The sequence below is a fragment of the uncultured Gimesia sp. genome, from assembly GCF_937919775.1.
Classification (GTDB): domain Bacteria; phylum Planctomycetota; class Planctomycetia; order Planctomycetales; family Planctomycetaceae; genus Gimesia.
This window is the reverse complement of sequence record NZ_CALFPF010000084.1, coordinates 1-2,717: the sequence shown is the minus strand read 5'-3', so window position 1 is coordinate 2,717 and position 2,717 is coordinate 1. Positions and strand designations below refer to the sequence as shown.

Sequence of the window (2,717 nt, the reverse complement as noted above, 5' to 3'; positions counted from 1 at the left end):
CTTCCCATGAAAATTCATCTTATCAGTGATCATCCCGATTTACCGGATATTGAGGTCAGTGTTGATGATTTGCCCGTAGTGCTGGGAAGAAGCAACAGTTGTAATTTACGGATTCTCGATCCGATGCTGAGCCGCCACCAGTGTGAATTGACGTTTCATAACAACGCAGTCCGTGTGCGTGACCTGGAGTCCACAAATGGGACGATTGTCAATTCGGAAGGTGTAAATGAGGCTCCCCTCTACCCCGGAGACGTTCTGACTATTGGCATGGCGAATTATGTTGTCAGTTATTATGACGGCGATGGACACGAAAATTTCGAAGAAAGCTATTTCTCCGAAAATTCGATTTAACCCGAATGCGGGTTGAGTGTAACGCTTGATAAGCCTTTGTTCTTAAAGCATCAATTCGCTGTCAGGCGCTGGTTACCCCACATAAGTGAATATTTCGTGATGGAACCGGAAGAACTGTTCGATGTGGTTGATGAACAGGATCGGGTATTAGAACAGCTGCCCCGTTCAATCGTTCATGCGCGAAAACTGTTGCATCGCGCCGCCAACGTGTTTGTCTTCAATTCCGCGGGTGCGTTGCTATTACAATTTCGCTCCGCCGCGAAAGACGAATATCCCCACTGCTATACCTCGTCGGCGTCTGGACATCTGAGTGCGGGAGAAGATTATGCCGAATCGGCTCAACGGGAAATGCGCGAAGAAATTGGCATCGAGGAACCTCTCGAATGGCTGGTGAAATTTCCCGGCACTCCGCTTAACGCGTATGAGCATACGGTTCTGTTTCGGACTTTTTCTGATGGCCCTTTCACTTTCGATCCGGGCGAAATTGAGCGGGGTGAGTTTTTTGAGCTCGCGTTAATCGATCAGATGCTACACGAAAATGCAGAACAGTTCACTCCCCCGTTTCGTCAGCTCTATCCCTGGTATCGCGAAAATTATAGTACGTGATCAAGTAAATGACCTGCATCGAGACACTTCTACGCCCGTTTTTCGAGCGTTCGTTAATCTTCTTCGCAGATCCATTGCCCCGCGATAAACAGGATGGCACCGCCCGAAATCTGTAATAAAAACCGGAGACTCGAGCCCCCAATGTGTTCCTGTACCGGTGTCGGGGCGATCATTCCCGCGATGATCAATGCCGCCAGTGTTCCCAGAAGATTCAGCAGCAAAAACAGCTGGTGTGGCTTAATCGCTTTCCCGGGAAACGTAAAGAGGGAGATTATGAGAACCCACCATTGCAGTCCCCATTTCCACGCCTCAAGGAACATGCACTGGAATAGATGCTGAACCGCCCAGAAGAATGCGGAAACCCCTTCCGCCAGTGTGGTGATCTGCATTCTGCTGAAATACGCCATTTCCGTCGTCGAGGGCAGTTGGCTGCGATGATAAAACCAGGGGGCAACAATGATCGCCGTCGTTAAACCAAACTGAAAAATCGAAAGGGCTGTCGAGATCAGCCGCTTGCGAAAATAAAGGATTGTCACGAGGGACAGTGCGATCAGATCGACCAGAAAAAAAGCAATGCCTTCATCTTTAGTGAAAATCGTCATCCCTGCCGCCAGGCCCGCGATCAACGGCGAACGCACCAGAACGGAGGAGTCCGGATTCGCATGGTTCAGCGTTTTGAGGAAACTCCAGAGATAAAGCAGCGCAACAGTATGAAAGCAGGCAACGGGGCCATCCGCCTGCCCTGAAAGAAACCCGTATTCCCAAGGCACCATTGAAGGAACAGTCGCCAGCATTAATGTGAACAACCACGCCTGCACGGATTGCCGGGTGGATCGCGACAGCACGCCGAGAAACGTGAGTACCATTCCGACGTACAGAAGCGGGAACATGATTTTCGACCAGCGGTCATTTACCTCGCCCATCAACAGATAAAAATGGGCTTCATTCAACGGGATCAGCAACGGGTATTTGGGGTGGTACTGCACAAAATCGGGATGAAGCAGCGATTCATTCTGAATGGTCGCTTCCTGGAAAATGACAATTGATTTGAGTCCGAAAATGGCACGTTCATCCCAGAAACGTTGCGGCGTCATCCAGGTCTGAACCACGGTTGTGATCGCCAGAAATAACAGGAGACCCAGGCACAGGTGGCGGAAATCAATCTCTGCCTTAGAAGTGGCCGAAAGTTGGTCTGCGTTTTGTTTCAATCTTCGATACCGGATGAAAAGCGTTCCCACTCCCCCGGCCAGACCAAGGCTCATCCAGATGTAAGACAAGCCGGGCGTGTAGCGCAGTCCGATCATGCCCCACAGCAGATAAAATAGCGCGGTGAAACCGAACCCCAAAACCAGTCCCAGGCCAAGCAGTTCTGCCAGATTTGATTTCGGTTGAGACGAGATTGGTGATACCGGGAGCAGAAGCTGAGCGAGAACAAGTCCGCTGCCCCACACCCCCGCCGCACCCAGCAGGACCAGAATCAGATCAGTCAAGGTCTTTCCCCCTGCTGCGGTTTGGGGGGAAAGGAATTCGTCGAGCCGGGATCGATTTTTCGCAGTCTCACATTATAGGCGGGCTTAAAATCATATCCGTATCGATTCTGCAGGTATTGAAGCCAGCGCGGATCAGTAATTTTGTCACCGGTAAATATCATGGAATAGCGATGTTCAAGTACCTTTTCCTCCAATTTACTCATTGATTTTCTTTCGGTATCTTTCCGATTGAAGAGTCATTGCCCTGCAAAAAATTCAGATTGAGCAGCC

The 2,717-nt window shown here is 50.2% G+C and carries 4 protein-coding genes; 2 read left to right on the top strand and 2 right to left on the bottom strand.

The window, feature by feature from the left end; all coding sequences use genetic code 11:
* Together Q0294_RS02220 and Q0294_RS02215 are read left to right on the top strand one after the other, a co-directional pair.
* On the top strand, positions 1-351 hold a 351-nt coding region (locus Q0294_RS02220), incomplete at its 5' end, for an FHA domain-containing protein (RefSeq protein ID WP_299460477.1).
* A gap of 99 nt (positions 352-450) precedes the next feature.
* Complete coding sequence (locus Q0294_RS02215) at positions 451-957, top strand: NUDIX domain-containing protein (protein ID WP_299460474.1); 507 nt, start codon at positions 451-453, stop codon at positions 955-957.
* Positions 958-1,010: 53 nt separating this feature from the next.
* On the opposite strand, the gene Q0294_RS02210 is transcribed toward Q0294_RS02215, so the two are convergent.
* Together Q0294_RS02210 and Q0294_RS02205 are read right to left on the bottom strand one after the other, a co-directional pair.
* Positions 1,011-2,447 (bottom strand): hypothetical protein, encoded by a 1,437-nt coding sequence (locus Q0294_RS02210; RefSeq protein ID WP_299460471.1) that lies wholly within the window; start codon positions 2,445-2,447, stop codon positions 1,011-1,013.
* Positions 2,444-2,650, bottom strand: coding sequence for a hypothetical protein (locus Q0294_RS02205; RefSeq protein WP_299460468.1), 207 nt, complete (start codon positions 2,648-2,650; stop codon positions 2,444-2,446). The genes Q0294_RS02210 and Q0294_RS02205 overlap by 4 nt, the downstream gene beginning before the upstream one ends.
* Positions 2,651-2,717: the final 67 nt, after the last annotated feature.

Excerpts from the sequence above, each read along its gene's own strand:
- Q0294_RS02205 (WP_299460468.1), bottom strand. The coding sequence starts at position 2,650 with ATGAGTAAATTGGAGGAAAAGGTACTTGAACATCGCTATTCCATGATA.
- Q0294_RS02215 (WP_299460474.1), top strand. The coding sequence starts at position 451 with ATGGAACCGGAAGAACTGTTCGATGTGGTTGATGAACAGGATCGGGTA.